18 protein-coding genes are annotated in these 21215 nt (G+C 65.7%); 11 read left to right on the plus strand and 7 right to left on the minus strand.

Annotated features, from left to right (window positions below):
* Positions 1-25 precede the first annotated feature (25 nt).
* Positions 26-541: a hypothetical protein gene (locus CV023_RS01115; protein ID WP_230743630.1), complete on the plus strand. Its 516-nt coding sequence runs from the start codon at positions 26-28 to the stop codon at positions 539-541.
* Positions 542-588: 47 nt separating this feature from the next.
* On the opposite strand, the gene CV023_RS01120 is transcribed toward CV023_RS01115, so the two are convergent.
* Positions 589-810: a helix-turn-helix domain-containing protein gene (locus CV023_RS01120; protein ID WP_230743631.1), complete on the minus strand. Its 222-nt coding sequence runs from the start codon at positions 808-810 to the stop codon at positions 589-591.
* Between the two features lie 138 nt (positions 811-948).
* Between CV023_RS01120 and CV023_RS01125 the strand changes: the two genes are divergently transcribed.
* The 3 genes from CV023_RS01125 to CV023_RS01135 all read left to right on the plus strand — a co-directional run bounded on the left by CV023_RS01125 (position 949) and on the right by CV023_RS01135 (position 3371).
* Positions 949-1599, plus strand: a complete 651-nt coding sequence (locus CV023_RS01125) for an SAF domain-containing protein (protein WP_230743632.1) — start codon at positions 949-951, stop codon at positions 1597-1599.
* Complete coding sequence (locus CV023_RS01130; RefSeq protein ID WP_230743633.1) at positions 1596-2816, plus strand: DNA-binding response regulator; 1221 nt, start codon at positions 1596-1598, stop codon at positions 2814-2816. Before CV023_RS01125 ends, CV023_RS01130 begins: the two co-directional genes overlap by 4 nt.
* A gap of 75 nt (positions 2817-2891) precedes the next feature.
* Entirely contained in the window at positions 2892-3371 is a 480-nt protein-coding gene (locus CV023_RS01135) for a DUF6912 family protein (protein ID WP_230743634.1), read from the plus strand.
* Between the two features lie 108 nt (positions 3372-3479).
* Here the strand turns inward: CV023_RS01135 and CV023_RS01140 are convergent, their stop codons facing one another.
* Positions 3480-3944: a DUF2505 domain-containing protein gene (locus CV023_RS01140; protein ID WP_230743635.1), complete on the minus strand. Its 465-nt coding sequence runs from the start codon at positions 3942-3944 to the stop codon at positions 3480-3482.
* A 138-nt stretch (positions 3945-4082) separates the two neighbouring features.
* Here CV023_RS01140 and CV023_RS01145 point away from each other — a divergent pair, with 138 nt between their 5' ends.
* Both CV023_RS01145 and CV023_RS01150 read left to right on the plus strand, forming a co-directional pair.
* Positions 4083-8972 carry an NAD-glutamate dehydrogenase gene (locus CV023_RS01145; RefSeq protein WP_230743636.1) on the plus strand — a complete coding sequence of 1630 codons (4890 nt, stop codon included), beginning with the start codon at positions 4083-4085 and terminating at the stop codon, positions 8970-8972.
* Between the two features lie 103 nt (positions 8973-9075).
* Positions 9076-10590, plus strand: coding sequence for a sensor histidine kinase (locus CV023_RS01150; RefSeq protein WP_230743637.1), 1515 nt, complete (start codon positions 9076-9078; stop codon positions 10588-10590).
* Positions 10591-10714: 124 nt separating this feature from the next.
* On the opposite strand, the gene CV023_RS01155 is transcribed toward CV023_RS01150, so the two are convergent.
* Positions 10715-10963 (minus strand): WhiB family transcriptional regulator, encoded by a 249-nt coding sequence (locus CV023_RS01155; protein ID WP_009374875.1) that lies wholly within the window; start codon positions 10961-10963, stop codon positions 10715-10717.
* Between the two features lie 263 nt (positions 10964-11226).
* Between CV023_RS01155 and CV023_RS01160 the strand changes: the two genes are divergently transcribed.
* From CV023_RS01160 to CV023_RS01175, 4 genes are all read left to right on the plus strand, one after another.
* Positions 11227-11793, plus strand: coding sequence for a gamma carbonic anhydrase family protein (locus CV023_RS01160; RefSeq protein WP_230743638.1), 567 nt, complete (start codon positions 11227-11229; stop codon positions 11791-11793).
* Positions 11794-11846: 53 nt separating this feature from the next.
* Positions 11847-13265: an NAD(P)H-quinone dehydrogenase gene (locus CV023_RS01165; protein ID WP_230743639.1), complete on the plus strand. Its 1419-nt coding sequence runs from the start codon at positions 11847-11849 to the stop codon at positions 13263-13265.
* A 133-nt stretch (positions 13266-13398) separates the two neighbouring features.
* A complete protein-coding gene (locus CV023_RS01170; RefSeq protein ID WP_230743640.1) occupies positions 13399-13740 on the plus strand; it encodes a YciI family protein in 342 nt (113 codons plus the stop codon).
* Entirely contained in the window at positions 13740-15017 is a 1278-nt protein-coding gene (locus CV023_RS01175) for an RNA polymerase sigma factor (protein ID WP_230744370.1), read from the plus strand. The genes CV023_RS01170 and CV023_RS01175 overlap by 1 nt, the downstream gene beginning before the upstream one ends.
* Positions 15018-15162: 145 nt before the next feature.
* Here CV023_RS01175 and CV023_RS01180 read toward each other — a convergent pair whose 3' ends face one another.
* From CV023_RS01180 to CV023_RS01190, 3 genes are all read right to left on the minus strand, one after another.
* Entirely contained in the window at positions 15163-16971 is a 1809-nt protein-coding gene (locus tag CV023_RS01180) for an acetyl/propionyl/methylcrotonyl-CoA carboxylase subunit alpha (RefSeq protein WP_230743641.1), read from the minus strand.
* Between the two features lie 123 nt (positions 16972-17094).
* Complete coding sequence (locus CV023_RS01185) at positions 17095-17778, minus strand: Maf family protein (RefSeq protein WP_230743642.1); 684 nt, start codon at positions 17776-17778, stop codon at positions 17095-17097.
* Complete coding sequence (locus CV023_RS01190) at positions 17775-18860, minus strand: SGNH/GDSL hydrolase family protein (RefSeq protein ID WP_230743643.1); 1086 nt, start codon at positions 18858-18860, stop codon at positions 17775-17777. The genes CV023_RS01185 and CV023_RS01190 overlap by 4 nt, the downstream gene beginning before the upstream one ends.
* 64 nt (positions 18861-18924) lie before the next feature.
* Here CV023_RS01190 and CV023_RS01195 point away from each other — a divergent pair, with 64 nt between their 5' ends.
* Positions 18925-20424, plus strand: a complete 1500-nt coding sequence (locus CV023_RS01195; RefSeq protein ID WP_230743644.1) for an AI-2E family transporter — start codon at positions 18925-18927, stop codon at positions 20422-20424.
* A 159-nt stretch (positions 20425-20583) separates the two neighbouring features.
* On the opposite strand, the gene greA is transcribed toward CV023_RS01195, so the two are convergent.
* Positions 20584-21078, minus strand: coding sequence for a transcription elongation factor GreA (greA, locus tag CV023_RS01200; protein WP_230743645.1), 495 nt, complete (start codon positions 21076-21078; stop codon positions 20584-20586).
* Positions 21079-21215: the final 137 nt, after the last annotated feature.

Genomic DNA, 21215 nt, shown 5'->3' on the forward strand with positions numbered 1-21215 from the left:
CTACATCTGGGGCAGGCTTCTCCCTATGGATGATCGCATCGATGCGCTGCTCTCGGATATCGAGGCCTCGGAGGCTGCACGGCAGGCGCATCTGCGACGGGGTGAGTTCGGCGATGAGTTCGTTGCCCATGCGGCCGAGAGGACGATGCTCGAGCGCCTCCGGGGCTCTCTCGGCATTTCGGTCCGGGTCCGTGCGGACTCTCGAGAGGTCACCGGCACTGCGGCATTCCTCGGCGCCGGCATCCTCGTGATCACCGCCGCGGAGACATCGATCGTCGCCATCGAGCACCTCAGCGAGGTACGGACGCATGCCCGGCATCATCGATTCGAGCCGGACCCGCTCGAGCGGCTGGGTCTCGGTTCGGCCCTGCGCAGACTGGCCGCGGCATACGAGGAGATCACAGTGGCCATCGGGGGCCGGTCAAGTGTGATTCGCGGGCGCAGCACGATGGTCGCTGCGGACTATGTCGAGATCGCCGGCAGGGTCATTCCGTTCTCAGCGATCGTGATGGTGCAGGCTCGTGTCAATCCGTTCGCCTGATCCACCGCCGACCCGGGCCGTGGGCAGCCGAGCCGGGGGAGACGGAGTCAGTCGTCGATCGACCCGGTCTTTATCTCGTGTTCGGTGCGTTCGTACATCCGCTGGATGTACGCCTCGATCTCGGTCTTCTCGACCCGCCATTGGCCGCGGCCGCCGACCTTGATCGCGCGGAGGTCGCCGGTGCGGACCAGGGCGCGAGCCTGAGCGATCGAGACGTTGAGCAGATCGGCCACGTCGGTGAGCGGCAGGAAGCGGTTTTCTACGACCATGAGGGCCCTTTCTCGTGCGGACGACTGGCTGATTGTTGGCTGATTTTGCCAGAACCGTTGCTTTGACCTCGTTTGATGTTCAATACTACACCTAAGAAACTGTTCCTGACAGAGGCAATTTTCCCGGTTGGAGACGCAATGGAGCTCTCGAAACGAATTCGCCGCCCGAAGTGGACTGACGTCCGACTGCTGGTCGGAGCGGTGCTCGTGGTGGTCGCCGTGTTGGCGACCTACCTGCTGATCAACGCCGCGAATTCCACCACCCGCGTGTGGGCGAGTGCTCAGGCGCTCGTCCCCGGACAGGTGCTCAGCGCCGCCGACCTGACGGTGGCAGAGGTGAATCTCGCCGATATCGGCGACAAATACCTCGCGGCGGATTCCGAACTGCCGGCCGGCTCGAGCGTGCGCACCGTGGTCGCCGAGGGCGAGCTGCTGCCGGCTTCGGCCGTGACTCCGCTGTCGGACCTCGAAGGGCGCGTAGTCGCCATCGACGTCTCCGGCTCCGTGCCGACGATCGTCGATGCGGGCAGCCTCGTCGACGTCTGGGCGCAGCCGGAGTCGAACGGACTCGACGACTCGGAGGTCGACCCCGAACAGATCGTGACTTCTGCGCCGGTGTCGAACATCACCCGAGAAGTCGGCAGCTTCGGTGTCGGCGACGGCGCCAGGATCGAAGTCTTCGTCGCCGCCGATGAGCTCTCGGATGTGCTCGGCGCCCTCGACGGGCGCAGCGTCCTCTCGGTCGTCGGGGCACCGTCGACGAGCGCTGCCGAGGATGACGGACGATGACCCAGGTACTCTTGGCCGTCGACTTCGAATTCGACCTCATCCTCTTCGAGCTGCTCAGCGAGATCGACGACGTCTCGATCGTCGCCCGTCCGGCCGATGATGTCGAACTCCTTGCGCTGTGCCGCACAGGGGATGCCGACGTCGCGATCGTCGGCGAGTACTTCCCGGGCCTTGACGCCGAGGTGATCGCCGCGGTGAGTGCCGCGGGCGTCAAGGTGCTCGGCTTCGGCGGCGACGCCGCGAACCTGACCGCACTCGGGATGTCTGCGAGCGTGAGTTCGACGGCCGATGCCGCCACGATTGCGCAGGCGATCGACGATGTCCGTGACTCCACTGTCGTCCCACCGCGGCCGAGTGTCCCTCCCGGGGCGCGGGAAGGAGTGGGCACGATCGTCACGGTGTGGGGGACCGGCTCGGCCCCGGGCAGGACGCTGACGGCGGTCAACCTCGGCGATCATGGGGCTCGGCAGGGACATCGCAGCGTCGTCGTCGATGCGGATACGGTCTCGGCCATGGTCGCGACGACGCTCGGGCTCACCGAGGAATCCGCTCATCTCGCCAGCCTGTGCCGACTCGAGGCGGAGAAGTCCCCGGTCTTGGATCTGAGTTCCCTTCCGCACGCCGCGATCCGTGAGGACTTCCATGCGATCACGGGTCTGACCAGGCCCGAGCGGTGGCCCGAGATCAGGGGATCGGTGCTCGCCGCGGTGCTGGCTCGGCTGGTGAAGATGTTCGACCTCGTCGTCGTCGACGTCTCCGATCGGGTGGATCCCGATGACGATCTCGCCGATCCCTTCTACGATCGGCACTGCGCGACCCGCGCCGCTCTCGACGCGGCCGATGTCGTCGTAGTCCTGGCGGCGGGCAATCCCATCGGTCTGCAGCGCCTGGTCAAGCTGCTCGGCACCGAACGCGCCGAGGCGATGCGGGAGAAGACGAGGATCGGCATCACGAAGGTCCGGTCCGGGGCCGTCGGGCACCCCGCCGAGGCGCGGATCCGGGAGGTCCTGCACCGGTTCGTCAAGGTGGAACCGGACTTCCTGTTCAGTGATGACCGCGCCACCGCGGATGCTGCGATGCTCGCCGGGCACACACTCCATGAGGAGAATCCGAAATCGGTGCTCAGCCAGGAGATCGCCGAGGCGGTCGGGCAGCTGCTGCCGGGCAGGAAACGGGCGCGGTCGGGTCCGGGGCGTCGCCGGTCGAGGCTGGGCTGACGCACGGTCAGGACCGGGCTGACTCGCGTTCGAGGCTGGGCTGACGCACGGTCGGGCCTGTCCTAGGATGGAATCATGAGCATCCGCTGCTATATCCCGACCACTCTGTCCGCACTCGGCTCCGGGCTGGGAACGGTGACCGCCGTGACTCCGGACGCACAGGGGAGAGCGCTGAGCGGCGACGAACTCGAAGCCCTGGAATTCGACGCCATGTGCATCGCGGCGGCCCTTGCCGCGAGCATGTCCTTCGAGTCAGGAGACGCGGACCGGGCCGATTCGGGCGCCGAATTCTCTCCCCGGGCGGTCGTCGCCTACGACGCACCCGAGGCCGGGGCCGGCCGGGAGCTGAGCGCCGGTTTCGAGCTGCTCACCCTCTCCGCCGTCGAGATGACCCGGATCGCCAGCATTCACCTCGACGAGGCTGAAGTCTGGAATGAGGCGGCGCGACTCGCCCGGGAAACAGGGAGCGCGGAGGCGGAGGACCTCCTCGGCGAATCCGACCTGCTCTGGTACGACGCGACGGAGCTGCCCGAGCTGCTGCGCGAACGCGGCTGAGTCCGCAGTCTCAGACGGACGGTCAGAGAGTTGCCCGCGTGTCGAGAGCCTCGGCGACTGCAGGCACCGAGACGCCCGGCCGCTTGAGACGCTCAGGCATCGCTCCGCTCAGGACGATTCGAGCTTGACGAGGCGGTCTTTGAGTCGCTTCTCGAGAATCGGAACCACGGCCTGTTCGATCATCGAACCGAACATCGGAATCGACGAGCTGACCTCCGCATGAACCGACAGGCTCGTCGTGGAGTCCTGCTCTCGGAGCGTGATCAGGGCATCGATCTCGACCGGCACTCCTGCGGCGTGGGCGCTCATGCGCACCTCGGCGCTGTCGCCGAGGACGTCTCCGGGGATCATGTAGACCTCGACGAGCTCGGCCTGATCGGGCAGCCGCGAGGCCAGAGCCGAGGGCAGTTCCGTCGCCGGCATCGGCGTGCGGACCGTCATCTCGGTGTCGGGGTCGATGCGTTCGGCGCTGGCCTGGGAACCGAGACGCTGCCAGGTCGTGACATCGGCGAGTCGGGACAGAAATGACGACAGCTCGGTCGCATATTTATGATTGAGTGTCAGAGTGCGCATGGGTCCAGTCTGCCAGCAGATGTACTGCTCATGACGGCAGGGTGATCGGCGTGCCTTTCTCGATATTTGGGCATAGTGTTGGGGGTGGCGTCTCGAAGCGGAGACGCAAGTGGATAACTCGATGATCATAGAGGTGACATGGTGTCTCAGGTCTCAAATTCGGAGATTGCAGAAGAGTGGAGGAAGCTGAGGGGACAGGGTGCCCCGGAGAATTTCATCGACGCGTACTATCCGAGGTTTGAGCCCGGAAGCGCAGATGCCGGTGCCGAGGCACTGGCCGCGGCGGCAGCCTCACATTACGCCCTAGGCACCGAATACGACGGCAGTTCTCCGGTGCTGACCATCTACAACCCCTCCATCGACTCTCCGGAGTTCCTCGACAATCACACCGTGATCGCGATGGTGCTCGCCGATATGCCGCACCTCGTGTCCTCGATCGTCAGCGACCTCGCCTCCGCCGGCCGGGCGATCCGCCTCGTCCACCACCCCATCATCGCCGTCGAGGGCGCGGGATCGAATCTCTCCGTGCTCTCACCCTCCGAAGCCCCCGCGCTCTCGGCCGACACCGCGAGCATCCCCCTCGTCGACGAACCCGCCGAGGCGCCCGCCGCCGGACTGCCGCAGCAGCAGTCCTGGATCCGCCTGGAGATCGACCGGATCCCCGAAGAGGACTTCGCAGCGCTCGAGGAGCGCCTGCGCGGCGTCCTCGACTATGTCGCCGCCGCCGCCGACGACTCCGCGGCCATGGCCCTGCGGGCCAAGGAGATCGCGCAGGAGCTCGGCAGTCGCCCTCCCCGGCCCGAACTCGCCTCCGAGGCCGAGGCCGCGGCCGAGCTGCTCGACTGGCTCGACGGACACTTCACCTTCCTCGGGTACCGCGAATACGATTACACCCACGATGCCGAGAACAGCAGTCTCGAACCCATCGAGCACACGTCGCTCGGCATCTCCGCCCTGCGCCCGCTGGCGAAGTCTCCGCTGAGTCGGGCCGTGGCGGAGAAGGCACTGGAACCGCATGTGCTCGTGCTGACGAAGGCGAACTCACGGTCGCGGGTGATCCGCCGGTCCTTCATGGACTACATCGGCGTGAAGACCTTCGACGCCTCCGGTGAGATCGTCGGTGAACGCCGCTTCGTCGGTGTGTTCAAGCCCGAGTTCTACAACGACAGCGTCCTCAACATCCCGGTGATCAACCGCAAGGTGCGTAAGATCCTCTCGGCCAGCGGATTCCCCACCGGATCCCATTCGGCCAATGAGCTCCTCGGCATCCTCGAGACCTACCCGCGCGATGACCTGCTCCACGACGAGACCTCGGAGATCTTCGATGTCGTCATGCAGATCGTGGACATGCAGGAGAGGCGCGAGTCCCGCGTCTTCGTCCGCACCGACCCCTACCAGCGCTTCGCCTCGGTGATCCTCTACCTGCCCCGCGATCTGTACAACACCGATGCGCGTGTCCGGGTCCAGGACGTGCTGCGGGAGTTCTACAACGCCGAAAGTGTTGACTTCGACGTTCTGCTGACCGAATCCGCGCTGGCCCGCGTCCACTTCGTGGCCCGGATCGCCCGCGACTGCGAGCTGCCGCAGATCGACCCCGAAGCGGTGCAGAAGCGCATCGTGTCCGCAGTCCGGTCCTGGTCCGAAGACGTCCACGCCTTCCTGGCCCCGACGGAACGCGGCGACAGCGGTCACTCGCTGGCCCGCGCCGACCTGTGGTCGAAGGCCTTCCCTCCCAGCTACGGCGAACACCATCGGCCCAGCGACGCGGTCGCCGATGTGGCCAGATTCGAAGCGCTCGATCCCGAGGTCGGAGCTGCGGTTCGTCTCTACTGCCCGGATGACCCGGAGGACGCCCCGGTGCGTCTGTCGCTCTACCGGCAGGAACGGGTCGGCCTCTCCGCAGTGCTGCCCTTCCTCACCGCCTTCGGAGCCACCGTCCTCGACGAGCGGCCACATGAGCTCGACCTCGCCGACGGCAGCCACCGGTTCCTCTACGACTTCGGACTCAGCTTCGATACGGAGCTCGACGATGCCGCCCAGCAGCGCATCTCCGACGCGTTCATGGCCGGCTGGCAGGGCAAGAAGGAAGCCGGAGTCTTCGACCGGCTCGTAGTCAGCGGTCTGGACTGGCAGCATGTGACGATCATCCGAGCGCTCGGGAAGTATCTCCGGCAGGCCGGATTCACCTACTCCGACGCCTATGTCGGGGAGGTCTACAGCGACAATCCGGAGATCTCCCGACTGCTCGTCGACTACTTCATCGCGAAATTCGACCCGGAGGTCGAAGAATCCCGACGCGAGACCGCGATGTCGGAGATCAACGAGTCCATCGAGACCGCGCTCGGCGATGTCGCGAGCCTCGACGCCGATCGTGTGCTCCGCTCGTCTCTCGAACTGCTGCGGGCCACCCTGCGGACGAACTACTTCATCGATCCCTCGGGCGAGCTGCCCACGGCCCTCGTGCTCAAGATCCGTCCCACCGAACTCAGCTTCGTTCCGAAGCCGAAGCCGGCTCTCGAGATGTGGGTGTACTCCCCGCAGGTCGAAGGCGTGCACCTGCGCTTCGGCACGGTCGCCCGCGGCGGCCTGCGATGGTCGGATCGTCGCGATGACTTCCGCACCGAGGTCCTCGGACTCGTCAAGGCCCAGATGGTCAAGAACGCCCTCATCGTTCCGACCGGTGCGAAGGGCGGGTTCTTCCCCAAGCAGCTGCCCCCGATGAGCGACCGCGACGCGTGGATGGCCGCCGGCCAGGCCGCCTACGAGGTGTTCATCGAGAGTCTGCTCGAAGTCTCCGACAACCTCGTCTACGGCACTGACGGCGCGCAGGAGGTTATCCATCCCGAACGCGTCGTCCGCCACGACGGCGATGACTACTACCTCGTCGTGGCCGCCGACAAGGGAACCGCCAGGTTCTCCGACATCGCCAACGCGATCGCCGAACGTCGCGGCTTCTGGCTGGGCGATGCCTTCGCCTCGGGCGGGTCCGTCGGCTACGACCACAAGAAGATGGCGATCACTTCGCGCGGAGCGTGGAAGTCGGTCGAACGACACTTCCGCGAGCTCGGCGTCAACACCGCCGCCGATGACTTCACGGTCGTGGGCATCGGCGATATGAGCGGTGACGTCTTCGGCAACGGAATGCTGCGCAGCGAGCACATCCGCCTCGTCGCGGCCTTCGACCACCGCGACATCTTCATCGATCCGAGCCCGGACGCCGCCCGCAGCTTCATCGAACGCAAACGGCTCTTCGACCTGCCGCGCTCGAGCTGGCAGGACTACGACCGGGAACTCATCTCCGCGGGCGGCGGAGTCTTCCCGCGTTCATCGAAGTCGATCGAGCTGAGCCCCGAGGCCGCCGCGGCCCTGGGCGTCGAGCCGGGTCGCCGCAGCCCTGCTGATCTCATGACCGAGATCCTCAATGCACCGGTCGACCTCCTCTACAACGGCGGAATCGGCACCTACATCAAGTCCTCGGCTGAGAGCCACGCGGATGTCGGAGACAAGGCCAACGACGCCATCCGCGTCGACGGCAACGATGTCCGCTGCCGAGTCATCGGTGAGGGCGGCAACCTCGGCGTGACACAGCTCGGCCGAGTCGAGGCCGCGCTCGGCGGCGTCGCGATCAACACCGATGCCGTCGACAACTCGGCCGGCGTGGACAGCTCTGACCACGAGGTCAACATCAAGCTGCTGCTGCGCACCCTGCTCAACCAGGGGGCCTTCGCCGCCGAGGATCGGGAGAGTGTGCTGCTCTCGTTCACCGATGACGTCGCGGACAGAGTGCTGAGCAACAACTACGCCCAGAACGTCGTCCTCGGCGAAGCTCGCGAGCAGACCGAGTCGATGTCGGGAACCTACTCGCGGATGCTCACCTACCTTGAGAGGAACGCCGACCTCGACCGGAAGGTCGAGTTCCTGCCCGACGCGTTCGAACTGACCAAGCGCGAGTTCAGCGCCTATGTGTCTCCGGAGCTGGCGGTCCTCCTGGCCTATGCCAAGATGCATGCTGCTGACGAGATCCTTGCCAGCGTCGTGCCCGATGAGGAGTGGATGAAGCGGGAGCTGGTGTCCTACTTCCCCGACGCCCTGCAGGAGAAGTACGGCCAGCTCATCCCCGAACACCCTCTGCACAGGGAGATCGCCACGGCGAAGCTCGTCAACCGGATTATCGATCGGGGCGGACTCACCTACGTCTACCGGATGCTCGAGGAGACGCCGGCCTCGGTGGCGCAGATCGCCCGCGTCTTCGTCGTGGTCTCCGAGATCTTCGGTCTCGACGACTACTTCGATGCGGTGTGCGCCCTCGACAACGTGGTGCCCACCCAGGTGCAGGTCAGGCTTCAGCACGACTATGTGCGCCTGCTCGATCGTTCGTCCCGGTGGTTGGTGCAGCAGGCTCCGGACACCCTCGACGTCGACTCCGGAATCGAGATGTACGGGAAGGTCGTCGAGGCGCTCCGGTCGCGGGTGCCCGATCTCGTCGACGGCTTCGATGCTCAGAGCATGCGGGAGAAGGCAGAGGGTTACATCGCCGAGGGTGTGCCCAGCGAACTCGCCTGGCGGGCCGCGGCCCTGCTCGATGAGTTCGTGCTCCTCGACATCGCTCAGCTGGCGGCCCGTGCCAACGAGTCCGCCGAGGACGTCGCCGAGGTCTACTACGCGGTCAACGAGCAGTTCTCCGGTTCGCAGGTGCTCGAGCTCATCGGCGCCCTCGACCGCAGCGACCGGTGGTCGGCATTGGCCCGCGGTTCCCTGCGTGACGACTTCTACTCGTCGATCCTCTCGGTCGCAGGCTCTGTCCTCTCGGCCACCGATTCGCCGATCTCCGGGACTCCGGACGAGCGGGCCGGCCAGCGCATGCGCGAATGGCTCGAACGCAATGAGACGGCGGCCGGGCGGGTTCTCGAGACCACGGAGACGATCCTCGGTCTCGAGACGGTGACCCAGGCTCCGCTGTCGGTGCTGCTGCGCATGATGCGCGGAGTTGTGAGGTCTTCGGCCTGGGAGAGCGAGCACGGCGTGTGATGTCCGACCCGCCGTGATCGGTGATAGCGTCTGATCATCACCACATCAGCAGACCTGAGCTTGCCTCGGGTCTGCTGATTTCACCTCTGAGGAAGTGTGCACAGTGCTCAACGAACTTCTGGCCGCCGAAGGCATCACCGACGAGACCGACGTCGAATACCTCCACCTGCTCGTCGGTGACTGGCAGCTCATCGCGGACCTGTCCTTCGCCGATGTGGTGCTGTGGGTTCCCTCCTCCTCGGGAGGCTACACGGTCGTCGCGCATGCTAGACCGACCACCGGTGCGACGCTGTTCAACCGGGATCTGCTCGGAGCTCGGGCAACCGGCTTCGAACGGGACCTGGTCGACCGCGCGGTGAGAGTCAAGGATCTCGTCGGTCAGGTGGCCGAAGCGAAGTCCCTGGGGGTGAATGCGGGCACCGATGACACGGAGATCTCCGCCGAGGCGGTCCCGGTGGTTCGCCACGGCGATGCGATCGCGATCATGGTCCGGTACTCCGAGGAGGTGCGTCGCCGCGGATCCTCACGGTTGGAGCGGAATTACCGGCACTCGGCTATGGCGCTGCTGCGGATGGTCGTGCAGGGAACCTTCCCGGACCGCGACGCCCCCAGCGGGGCCCGCCACGGCGAGCCCCGCGTCGGCGACGGGATCTTCATCCTCGATCACGATTCCCGGGTCGACTATGCCTCGCCGAACGCCGTGTCACTGATGCATCGCTTGGGGCATGCGGGAGAGATCGAGAGCTCCTACCTCGCCGAGGTGGTCTCGAGTCTGAGCACCGAGCTCAGACAGGTCGACGAAACCCTTCCGCTCGTGCTCACCGGGCGTGCCCCGTGGCGGACCGAGCTCGAGGTCGGACGCACGAGCGTGTCCCTGCGCGCGATTCCGCTCACCGATGCGGGTTCGCGTGTCGGCGCCATCGTCCTGGCCAGGGACGTCTCCGAGATCCGACGCCGCAAACGTGAGCTGCTCTCCCGGGATGCGATGATCAAGGAGATGCACCACCGGGTGAAGAACAACCTGCAGACCGTCTCGGCTCTGCTGCGCCTGCAGACGCGGCGCATCGACAGCCCCGAGGCCAAGAGCGCGCTGACGGAGGCGATGCGACGGGTCTCGATCATCGCCGTCGTCCACGATGTGCTCAGCCAGGGAGTGGAATCGGAGGTCGACTTCGATGAGGTTGTCGACAAAGGCCTGCGCCTGACTCCCGAGCTGACGAGCCCTCTCGTGCAGGTGAGCCTGCAGCGCAACGGCAGCTTCGGGGCGATCTCCTCGGCCGATGCGACCTCTCTGGCGCTGGCGATCACAGAGCTGATCACCAACGCCATCGAGCACGGCTTCCCGGTCGAACAGCAGGAGGGCCTGGCCCCGGGGGAGACGCTCAACGGACACGTGTGGGTGACTCCCGAACGCGACGGCGACCACCTGCGGGTGACGATCGCCGATGACGGCGTCGGCTTGGGCGATACGCAGAGTCCCGGCAACGGTCTGGGCACGCAGATCGTGAGGACCCTGGTCTCTGCCGATCTGGCAGGCTCGATCGAGTGGCAGGCACGTGAGGGCGGAGGCACCGTGGCGATCCTCGACGTGCCGCTGCGTCCCGATTCCTACGACTGAGCCGGAGAAGCTGAAGAGGACCGGACAGACTTGAGTCCCGTGGTCGGGAGACGAATGCTCATCTCCCGACCACGGGACTCAACTGGTGGTGCTTCGCTGTCGGCTCTGTGCCGTGACGGTGTTGTCAGCCGGCGCGACGGGCGCGAGCGGCACGGCGCTTGAGTGCGCGGCGCTCATCTTCGCTCAGACCGCCCCAGACTCCGGCATCCTGACCGGACTCGAGTGCCCACTGGAGGCAGGTCTCGGCTACTTCACAGCGGCGACATACGGTCTTCGCTTCCTCAATCTGGAGCAGAGCCGGTCCGGTGTTTCCGATCGGGAAGAACAGTTCCGGATCCTCATTGAGGCATGCTGCACGGTGTCGCCAATCCATGGTGACCTTTCGACGAATTCAGTGAACGCGGTTGACCGCGCCGGAATTCCAGGCGCGCAACTCTCTCAGTCAAGGTTCACATAACCCATTTGGGCACACAAGGGTCCGGCAGTGTGAAATTTCTGACAAATATTTTCCCTATTGTCCTGGTATGGGGCGCGTGACGCAAATTCGTCCACCATGCGACTCTGAGTCCTGCCGAAGACTGCCGGGCTCTAGACTGACAGCCGAGAGGAAAGATCTCGTGAACCAATGGAGGACTCATGACGAACGACAGCCTGAATCACGCCCGCATCATCTCCGTGAATGGGCACACCCCGCAGATCGACCCGGGTGCCTTCATCGCCGCCGGAGCCACACTCGTCGGCGATGTCCATGTGAAGAAGGGCGCCAGCGTCTTTTACGGCTGCGTGCTGCGCGCCGAGGCCGCACCGATCACCATCGGTGAGGACTCCAACGTGCAGGACAACACCGTCATGCACACCGATGCCGGCAAACCCGTGGTCATCGGAGCTCGCGTCTCAATCGGTCACCAGGCACTCGTCCATGGTGCGAGCGTCGATGACGATGTCCTCATCGGGATGCACTCCACCGTGCTCAACGATGCTCACATCGGAACTGAATCCCTCGTCGCCGCGGGCGCAATCGTCCTCGAAGGCACCGAGGTCCCACCGCGGTCGCTGGTCGCAGGAGTTCCGGCGAAGGTCCGCCGGGAGATGACGGAGGAAGGGGTCGAGAAGGTGCGTCAGAACGCGCAGTCGTACCTGCAGCTCTCGGCGCTGCATCGGGACACCGCCGAGATCGTGGAGAACTCGGTGGAGAACTCCTGAGCGCAGCGTTCGGCTCATTCGCTCTGCCCCGCTGGATTTGAGAGAATCACTTTGTGAACACTGAATTTGAATCCACTGCAGATCGAGTCGTCATCATCGGAGGCGGCCCCGGCGGCTACGAAGCCGCCTTGGTCGCGGCACAGCTGGGCGCCGACGTCATGCTCATCGAGCGCTACCGCTGCGGCGGATCCGCGGTCGTGACGGATGTGGTGCCGTCGAAGTCGCTCATCGCCACAGCCGAGATGATGGATGAGATCAACCGGTCGGGCGGTCTGGGCATCCGCATCACCGACCACGAAGACGATGTCGCCGACAATATCACGGCCGACCTCAAGGCCGTGAACGAGCGCATCCTCTCACTGGCCGATGCCCAGGCCAACGACATCTACGAAGGCCTCGTCCGCTCCGGGGTCAAGGTGATCCAGGGAACGGGAACTCTGGTCGACCGTGATCACGTCAAGGTCGTCGAGACCGGTGGGACCGAATACACGCTGGAGGCCTCGACGATCCTCCTGTCCGTCGGCGCACACCCGCGCGAGCTGCCTTCGGCGAAGCCGGACGGGGAGAGGATCCTCTCCTGGACTCAGCTCTACCACCTCGACCAGCTTCCCGAACACCTCATCGTCGTCGGCTCCGGTGTCACCGGCGCCGAGTTCGCCTCCGCCTACCGGGCCCTCGGCACCGAGGTCACCCTCGTGTCCTCGCGAGAGAAGGTCCTGCCGGGACAGGATGAGGACGCCGCGGACGTGCTCGAGTTCGTCTTCCGCAACAAGGGGATGAATGTCCTCTCCCGCTCCCGCGCCGACTCGGTCACCCGCACCGAGAACGGAGTGGAGGTGACCCTGGCCGATGGCCGTCGGGTCGAAGGGTCGCACTGCCTCATGGCGGTCGGTTCGATTCCGAATACGGAGGACCTCGGTCTCAAATCGGCCGGCGTCAAGGTCAACGAGGCCGGGCACATCGTCGTCGACGGCGTCTCCCGCACCTCCCGCTCCGGTGTCTATGCCGCCGGTGACTGCACCGGGGTGCTGCCCTTGGCCTCGGTCGCCGCGATGCAGGGACGGATCGCGATGTTCCACGCCCTCGGCGACGCCGTGCAGCCGCTCAAGCTGCGCCATGTGGCCTCGAACGTCTTCACTGCCCCGGAGATCGCCACGGTCGGCTTCACTCAGCAGAACTACCGGGAGAATCCGACCGACATCGACACGGTGATGCTGCCCCTGGACACGAACCCGCGGGCCAAGATGCTAGGCATCAAGGACGGGTTCGTCAAGCTCTTCGCCCGCCGAGGCTCGGGTTCGATCCTCGGGGGAGTCGTCGTCGGTCCCCGTGCCAGTGAGCTGATCCTGCCGATCACCATGGCCGTGGAGAACCGTCTCACCGTCGACCAGCTCTCCGCGTCCTTCGTCGTCTATCCCTCCGTGAGCGGATCCCTGACCGAGGCCTCGCGGAAGCTTCACCGACACCTGTAGAGCGCGGTTTCCACCGGGACTTTCGTCCCGCGCCGAAGATTTTTCTCCCGCAGCTGTCGATATCGGCATGCTCTCTGCGTCATCCTTGTGTCAAGCCACCCGGCCTGACGACACTGAAGGTGAGGAGAGAGAAATGAAGTACGCACTGCTGCTCATGGGAAACGCCGCCGATGCCGACTGCGGCGATGACGGGGGACCGGATCCGAGCGATTTCATGGCCTTCGACCAAGAGATCAATGAGGCCGGAGTCGTCGTCGGCGGATTCGCTCTCGAAGGCCCCGAGCACGGGGTCCGAGTCAGCGAGACCGGTGGAGAGTCGATCGTCACCTCGGGACCTTTCGCCGAGTCCGGCGAGTTCGTGGGCGGAAGCTACGTCATCGAGGTGCCGAGCATCGACGAGGCGATCGCCTGGGCGAAGAAGAGCCCCGGCTCCCGGCTCGGCCATATCGAGATCCGGCCCGTCGCCGACTACTGATAGATTCGGAATCCGCGGCGACCGCCCGTGCTCTCACCGTCTTCGGTGAAGAGGACCACGGGCGGCTGCTCGCGGCCCTGGCGGCGAGGTTCCACGACCTCGATCTCGCAGAAGAGGCCCTGCAGGAAGCTCTGCTGCGGGCGGTCGAGACCTGGCCGGACTCGGGAATCCCGCGGCAGCCCGCCGCCTGGCTGATGAGCGCGGCGAAGAATCGAGCGATCGACCTCATCCGCCTCGATGCCACGCGAACGCGGAATCTGGCCCGACTGCGGATCGAGGACGAACTCCGACCGGGGGACCACCAGGATCATGCGACGCAGCTCGATGAGGACATCGGCATCGCGGAGATCCCGGATGAGCGTCTCGGTCTCTTCTTCACCTGCTCGCATCCGACACTGAAGGAGGAGGAGCAGACCGCTCTCATCCTGCGTTTCCTCGCCGGGCTGAGCACGGTCGAGGTCGCGGCGGCCTTTCTCACAGAGACCACGACCATGCAGCAGCGGATCGTGCGAGCGAAGAAGCGGATCGCCGTCACGGGTATCCCCTTCGGCAGGCCCGGCAATGAGCAGGTGCGCGAGAGGATGCCGGGAGTCCTCCGGGCCGTCTACCTGATCTTCGCCCAGGGCTTCACACCGGCGACCGGAGCATCCCGCCACCGCGTGGATCTTCAGGACGAAGCCGTACGACTCGCGCGTCTGCTCGTGACCTTGGCACCGCGGGACACCGAGGCGCGCGGCTTGCTGGCGCTGCTTCTGCTGACGCGATCGCGCGCGGAGGCTCGCACCAGCGCCGCGGGGAAGCCGATCCCTCTCGCCGAGCAGGACAGACGCGTCTGGGACTCGAGGGACATCGCCGAGGGATTGGCGCTGACGCGGGCCGCGGCAGGAGAAGACGGTGCCGGCATCTACACGGTGCAGGCGGCGATCGCCGCCCTGCACGCGGAGGCCTCGGCCTTCGCCGACACCGATTGGGTGCAGATCCTCGTCCTCTACCGGATGCTCTACGATCTCGACCCCACCCCTGTCGTGGCTCTCAACCAGGCGGTGGTCATCGGGAAGGTGAGCGACCCGGAGGCCGGACTCGCCGCTCTCGAGGCCTTGGCCGAGGACAGGTGGCTGCTGCGCCACCGGCCGTTCCACATCGCCCGTGCCATCACCCTGGAGGAGTGCGGACGGCCCGGTGAGGCAGAGGAGGCGTATCGTGCGGCGCTGGCGTGTCCCGGCAATGACGCCGAATCGGAGTACCTCGAATCCCAGCTGAACGATCTGGGCTCGTAAGCTCGGCCGGTGCCGGTGCCGGTGCCGGTGCCGGTGCCGGCACCGATGCCGATGCCGATGTCTATGCCGATGCCGACGCACGGCGAAGCCCCTGCCATCCACAGGATGACAGGGGCTTGACCGAGCGCGAGGCGCCGGTGGTCGATCAGGCGGCGAAGCGGATGATCGCCTCGCCCGACTTGACCGCACTGCCGGTGTCGACGAGCACCTCGGAGACGGTGCCGGAATGGCCGGCCTTGAGCGGCTGCTCCATCTTCATCGCCTCGATCACGGCCAGGGTGTCTCCGGCCTCGACCGTGTCTCCGGCGGAGACAGCCACGGAGACGATCGTGCCCTGCATCGGGGCGTTGAGCGCATTCGAGTCATCGGCCAGCTGTGCACCCTTGCGGCTGAGGCTGCGTTTGCGCCGGGGCACGCTCGGGCTGGGGACATGTCCGAGGTCGGAGATGACGTCCTTGGGCACCGAAACGGTCATCCGGCGACCGTCGACCTCGACCACAACGCTGAAGCTGTCGGTTGCTGTGCTCATGTGATCTCCTGTTTGCGGATTGGCGAGCGGGTTGACGAAGGCAGTTTCGAGCCAATTGGTCCAGACCCCGAAATCGGCGGCGAAGGCAGGCTCGTCCACCAGCACGCGGTGGAGCGGCAGCAGTGTCGAGACGCCGTCGATCCGGTATTCGGCGAGGGCGCGACGGGCACGCGCCAGAGCCTGCTCTCGGGTGGCCCCGGTGATGACGAGTTTGGCGAGCATCGGGTCGAAGTCCGTCCCGACGACGCTGCCCTCACCGATTCCCGAATCGAGGCGGACACCCGGCCCGGAGGGTGCGCGATAGTTCTTGACCGCCCCGGTGGCCGGGAAGTAGGTGGTCGGGTCTTCGGCATTGATGCGGAACTGGACGGAGTGCCCGCGAACGGCAGGGAACTCGGCGGGCAGCTCCTCGCCCGAGGCGATGCGCAGCTGCCATCCGACGAGATCGACACCGGTGACCTCCTCGGTCACGGTGTGCTCGACCTGGATGCGGGCATTGGCCTCCATGAAGATGATGGTGCCGTCGGTGCCGAGCAGGAATTCGCACGTCGCAGCGCCGACATAGCCGACATGGGCGAGCACCCGGGCCGAGGCCTCGGAGACGATGCGCTCCTGTTCCTCGGACAGGAACGGCGCCGGAGCCTCTTCCACGATCTTCTGGTTCCGTCGCTGCAGGGTGCAGTCGCGGGTGGAGATCACGCGGACGTTGCCATGAGCATCGGCCAGACACTGCGTCTCGATGTGGCGCGGGCGCACGATCTGCTTCTCGATGAGGCATTCCCCGCGACCGAAGGCGCTGAGGGCCTCACGCGTCGCAGCCGTGTAGGCGCCTTCGAGGTCATCGACGGCGGCACAGGCACGGAATCCGCGCCCGCCGCCGCCGTGGACGGCCTTGATGACGACGGGATAGCCGATGCGTTCGGCCACCTCGGCGGCTTCGGCAAGATCGGCTACCGCACCATCCGATCCGGGAGCGACCGGGGCGGACACGTCCTCGGCGACCTCCCGGGCTCCGGATTTGTCGCCGAGCAGCTCGATGGCTGCCGGGGGAGGGCCGATCCAGGTCAGACCGGCATCGATGACGGCCTGGGCGAAGAGTGCATTCTCCGCGAGGTAGCCGTATCCGGGGTGGATGGCGTCGGCGCCCGAACGCTTGGCCAGGGCCAGGATCTTGTCGATGTCGAGGTAGGTCTCCCCGGGACCGGAGCCGTCGAGCAGCCAGGCATCATCGGCGAGCTGGACGAAGTCTGCGTCCGAATCCGCACGGGTGTAGACGGCGACGGCCTTGACACCCAGGTCATGGGCGGCGCGGATGACGCGCAGGGCGATCTCACCGCGATTGGCGATGAGCACTCGATGCACGGCCGCGGTCGGCACATGAGTGTGCAACGGTGCGGTCGAGGCTTCGGGGAGGACTGTGGTCATTGCGCTCCTTTGTATGATCTCAGATCAATTTAGAGGGCAAAACCAAACGTTTGTAGATCAGCGATAAAAACTGAGAGTGAAAACTTCAAAGCTCTCGGGCGTGTCAGCGCGACAGAGTCGATTCTAGCTCGGGCCCGACCAGAAATCCGGCCAGAACAGGCCCATGTCGCCGGCAAGGCCCCTGACCACGGGCAAGCTGAGCCCGAGCACCGTGAGATGGTCGCCGTCGAGCCGTTCGACGAAGGCTCCGCCGTAGCCGTCGATGGTCAGGGCTCCCGCCACGTGGAAGGGCTCCTCGGTGGCGATATAGGCGTCGAGCTCCTCCGGGGTCGGGGTGCCGATGAGCACCGAGGTGGCCGATCGCTGCGAGCGGATGTCGACGAGTTCGAGGGGAGATTCTTCTGCGTCCGGCCCAGCGGTGTCGCGGCGGGAGAGGACACCGAGGGTGTGGCCGGTGTGGAGCACGGTCCACGTCCCGGCGATGTCCGCCCAGATCTCGCGTGTGCGTTCCGCGGTGCTCGGTTTGCCGATGGCGCGACCTGCGGCCTCGAGAATGGAGTCACCGGCGATGACGACGACCGTGTCGGCGTCAGAGATCTGCGGGGCGTCCGCGGTGGTGATCCGCTCGATGACGGCGCGGGCCTTCGCCTCGGAGAGCGCTGTGGTGAGATCTCCGACGGATCCGGTGAAGGAGGCTTCGAGGGCTCGTTCGTCGACCTCGGAGACGATGATGATCGGGTCGATGCCGGAGGAGGTGAGGATCTGGCGACGGGCGGGTGACTGTGAGGCCAGCACGACGCGGATCACCGGGCCGACTCCGGCACGTCGGTATCAGGCATGCGTTCGTCCTCGTACGAGGAGGTCTCGGACGACGAGTTCTCGGACGATGAGTCATCGATGGGGTCCGCGGTGTCGTCGGACGGGATGTCCGGATTGTCGAGGAGGCCCTCGGCGCTCTCGGGCGAAGCCTCGGTGGCCTCGGACGGAGCCTGCGTGACCTCGGAAGGATCGACGGTGTCCTCGGACGGATCGGCGGTGTCCTCGGGAACGTCCTGACTGCGATCGACGAGGATGGGGGCGTCGATGCGTTCGGCGATCGCGGCCAGCACCGTCGAGGACAGCTGGGCATAGCCGAGCTCGCTGGGAAATCTCCCCGATTCGTTGAGCAGAGATTTCCGAGTTGTGCCGCTCAGAGAGCCTGTGGCCCGCAAGGGGACCGCGCGAGCGGAGAGTGCGGCAAGCCACTGGGAGCCGGCGAGGACCCGCGAGGTCCTGCGCAGTGACATCTTGAGCGGATCCCGCAGCCCCGGCAGGCCGCCTAGGTTGGGGCAGACGAGAACGAAGACTGTGTACCGTCCCTCGCGCTGCAGTCGATTGATCGCCTGGTTGAGCACGGGTATGCCGATGGTGCCGTGAATGGGATGGATGATGTCGCCGCTGCCGATGGAGATGATCGCGAAGCGTCGGTTCGCGGTCCATGATTCCGAGAGCTGGCGAGAGAGCCAAGCCGAGCACAGAATCTCGTCGACCTGGCGCGGCAGATCCTCGGACAGGGCGGAGGGGCGTGCGGTGGTCTGCACGCGCACGCTGGTGCCCAGAATTCTGGCGAGACCGCGTCCGATGAGGCTCGGCGGTGCCTGTGCGTCATCGACGTCGATTCCGCACAGCCAGGAATCGCCGATGATCGCCAGGGCCGCAGAATCGTCATTATCGTGATTGTGCGGGGGAGGCACCGCCTCGGCGAAGACAGAGTACTGACGCGAGGCGTCTTCGTCGAATGCCCGGCGCAGCGCTCCGGCCTGATGGCGGAGGAGACCAACGGCCGATGCACCGACGCCCACGGCCGTGCCGGTCATGGTGGCCAGGGCATAGAACATGCGACTTCCCATTAAATTCCCTCCTCCCGCGACATCATTGCACTGAAGAGAGCTCTACAACAACTATTCTTGAGTCATGTCTGAAAACGAGAACAAGCAGTCTGCGAACCGTTTTCGCGGTGCCTGGGAGGCATTCCGCCAAGGTCGCGATGATGCCCGCTCCCAGCAGACCGAGAGCGCTGTCTCTCCGGACGATGTGAGTCCTGAGGAGATCGCGCACAGTCGCATCGAGGCCGAGGCGGTGCCCTATGTGTCCCCGGGGCTCAAGCTGGCCGCCGCCTGGTCGTGGCGTTCGATCGTGGTGCTGGTGGCGATCGGTGTGGCCTTCTGGCTGCTCGCGCAGATCTCGAGCGTGGTGCTGCCGGTGCTCATCGCGCTCCTGCTCACCGCGCTCCTGGCCCCGTTCACCAACTGGATGGTGAAGAAGGGGCTGCCGCGGGTCGCTGCGGCGATCATTGCCTTCCTCGGCTTCATCATCGTCGTCTCGGGGCTCTTCACACTGGTCGGACAGCAGATCTATTCCGGCATGCCGGACCTCGTCGATCAGGTGATAAAGGGAATCTCCGGAATCAGCGACTGGCTGGCGACCAGGCCCTTCGGGTTGGATTCCACGACGATCTCCGGATACATCGATGACTCCATCGATGCGGCAACGAACTTCTTCCAGAGCAACAGCTCCCAACTCCTCGGCGGCGCCTGGCAGGCGACCTCCTCGGTGGGCACATTCCTCACCGGAGCCGCCGTCTGCCTGTTCACGACCTTCTTCTTCCTCTACGACGGGGAGAAGATCTTCCGCTGGGTGATGCGCCTGCTGCCCCTGCCCGCTCAGCCCATCGCCATCGGCGCCTCGCTGCGCGGCTGGACCTCCCTGGTCCAGTACGTGCGAGTGCAGGTGCTCGTGGCCGCTGTCGATGCGATCGGCATCGGCATCGGCGCGGCCATCCTCGGCATCCCGCTGGTGATTCCGATGACCGTGCTGGTGTTCCTGGCCTCCTTCGTTCCGGTCGTGGGTGCGATCGCCTCGGGCGTCATCGCCGTGCTCGTCGCCCTCGTCTCGAACGGCTTGGTCAGCGCCATCATCATGCTCGCAGTGGTCCTCGCAGTGCAGCAGATCGAGAGTCAGGTGCTGCAGCCCTTCCTCATGGGCAAGGCCGTGTCCGTCCACCCGCTGGCAGTGATCCTCGCGGTGACCGCGGGCGGCTTCCTGTTCGGCATCGTCGGTGCGCTGTTCGCGGTGCCGGCGGTCGCCGTGGCCAACACGGTCATCAGCTACATCGCGCGAGCGAAGAATCCACCTGATCCGGACGATCCTGCCGACGGAGTCGATGACGAGGCATCGGCCGTGCTCGAGACCGCGAAGGACAAGCTCGACTCCGCCATCCACGACTCCGCGGTCGAACGCTCCGACGGCGAGACCTCGGAGACGAGCCGGAGCGCGGAGGCTGCTGATGACTCTGTCGAAGGCGACGCCTCGACTGCGACCGGCCGTTCTCGTAAGGGCCGGGCCTCGGGCTCTCGCAAGAGTCGGTCCGCGGACTCGGAGGAGACTCCGGGCAAGGACGATCAGCTGGACTGACCGTCGTCGTCCTGGTCGGGGCGTGCTCGGGCGCAGTCGCGGGCGAACGTGCCGACCAGGACGGTGAGCCGCCGGGAAGGTGATGAATGACCCGTGGGCGGGTGATCGATGATCACCCGCCCACAGGTCTTCGGTCTCATCCCCGTCGGGGAAGCGGCATCAGCCGGAGAAGGGCTCGATGCCCGTGACCTCGACCTTGATCTCTTTGCCGTTGGGAGCTTCGTAGGTGGTCTTTCCGCCGACGGAGACTCCGAGCACTGCGGCGCCCAAGGGGGACTTCTCCGAGAAGACGTCGATATCGGAGTCGCCGGCGATCTCACGGCTGCCCAGAAGGAATCGCATATCGGTTCCGGCGACCTTCGCGGTCACGACGGAACCGGGAGACACCGTCTTCCCGTCACTGTCGGTGGAACCGACCTTCGCGGAACGCAGCAGCAGTTCGAGCTGGCGGATGCGAGCCTCCTGCTTGCCCTGCTCCTCACGCGCTGCGTGGTAGCCGCCGTTCTCCTTCAAGTCACCCTCGTCGCGGGCGGCTTCGATCTTCTCAGCAATCTCTGCCCGTCCCGGTCCGGAGAGGTGTTCAAGCTCCTGCGACAGGCGGTCGTAGGCTTCCTGGGTCAACCAGGTCTCTTCCTGAGTGACTTCCTCGGTCATGACATCTCCTTCTTCGGTTCGGTGCACTGACGGGCGCGTCAGGCAACGAAAAACCGGGCGTATGGTCACGCCCGGAAGTTGAATGAACTTATAGTGTAACGCATCAGAGAAGGAAAACGATGGCGTGTGTCACGCCG

This window comes from Brevibacterium sp. CCUG 69071 (assembly GCF_021023135.1).
Classification (GTDB): domain Bacteria; phylum Actinomycetota; class Actinomycetes; order Actinomycetales; family Brevibacteriaceae; genus Brevibacterium.